A 1609-nucleotide genomic window follows, 5' to 3' on the forward strand; every position below is an offset into this window, starting at 1 on the left:
ATCGTAGCTGTAGGTGTACAGCTTTTCTTCTGCGTCCCCATGGGCTTTCCACTTGATGGCCGATATGTTGCCATTGTATTGAGGGGTTTGCTCCAGGGTATTTTCGGGGGTCACCACAGTTTTGGTTGTGGACGATACTACGGCACTGTAACCTGAATATTCCTGCCCGTTAGTGGCCCTTACGCGATAGTAGTAGGTAGTACCATCGGCGAGTTGGCTGTCTTTGTACTCGTGCGCCCCGCGCACGGTGGTAGCCACTCTGGCAAAGCCACCGGTTTCACTTAGCGATCTCTCTATCTCATAGCTTACCTCCGGGTCCAGGGTTTCCCAGGTGATCAGGTTCTTGTCAAAATCCGTGGTCACGGCCTTGACATCAGTAGGGGGTGGCACGGCCACGAACGAGGTAACTGCCCCTTTGATCTCCCCGGAGCTATGGTATATGCTCACGTCTACCATCAGCGGGCCCGTGGAGGGTGTGCCTGAAGTATGGTAGATCGTGTCGTTCCTGATATACAAAATAGTGTTGCCCGTCCTTTCTATTCGCAGTATGTCCCCGTCTTTAACATGCCCGATCCCCAGTACGTTTTCCCCTTGTTCGCTTATTACCAATCCATTGGTGCTGCTGATCTTAAAGGCATAATCAATATTTTTTGTTGCGTCCGTATTGTTTTCTGTAAGCCCGAAGTAACGCTCATGGTTGGTGGCATAGGCGGTAAACCCTGCCCAGCCATCGGTACCCGGCGGGAGTACTTCTTCAGAAGTAGCACCCCCATTGTCGATGCCCCAGCCTGCGGTTTTTACCAGTGAGTTATCGGCCTGCACTTCTACGCCCACCAGGTTGGCCCAGGTAACGGGCAGGCTTTCCTCCGGAGTGCCTTCAGTGGTCACTGTCACCGTATTGCTTTTTGGGGAGTTGCCCCCGGCGTTGTAGGCGTACACCCGGTAGGTGTAGCTGGCAGGGGCCGTTACGGTACCATCGGTATAGGAGGTGGTATTGGCCGGCAGGTCGGCAATCTGTTCGTAGGCCCCGGTGCCGGTTTGCCGTTCTACTATAAAACCGGTTTCATCGCCGGAATTATCCGTCCATTGCAGGCCTGCACTGTTTGATGTCACTGTGGTGCTTTGCAGGGCTGTTGGGGCATTGGGTGCTTCTACCGTAGCTGTACCAAAGTTGAGGGTGCCGTTTGGGATATCTCCATTGTTATGGTAAATACATGCATCAACCCTCAGCGAGGTGGTTGAGGGCACCTGTGATATATGGAAGGTACTGCCGCCCCTTTTATATTCTATGGTAGTGCCGGTACGCTCCACCCTCAATACTTCTCCGGGCTCCAGATCACCGTAGCCGGCACGGGAGGTGCCGTTTTCCTGGATCACAATGGTGTTGGTGCTGCTGATCTTGATCGCATAGTCCATGATCCTGGTAGCATCTGCATTGTTTTCAGTCAGCCCGAAATAGCGCTCGTGGTTAGTGGGGTAGACGGTGAATTCTGCCCAGCCGTCAGCGCCTGCCGCCAGTACTTCCGCAGAGGCGGCACCACCATTATCGGCGCCCCAGCCCCCGGTTTTGAGCAGGGTGTTGTCCGGCTGTACTTCCACACCCACCAGG

Annotated in this window: 1 protein-coding gene; it reads right to left on the minus strand. The window is 54.4% G+C overall.

What is annotated here, in order from left to right:
* A partial coding sequence (locus E1163_RS00635) for a fibronectin type III domain-containing protein (RefSeq protein WP_155168592.1) occupies window positions 1-1609 on the minus strand: 1609 nt, incomplete at both ends.

The sequence above is a fragment of the Fulvivirga kasyanovii genome (genome assembly GCF_009711405.1).
In the GTDB taxonomy this organism is placed as follows: domain Bacteria; phylum Bacteroidota; class Bacteroidia; order Cytophagales; family Cyclobacteriaceae; genus Fulvivirga; species Fulvivirga kasyanovii.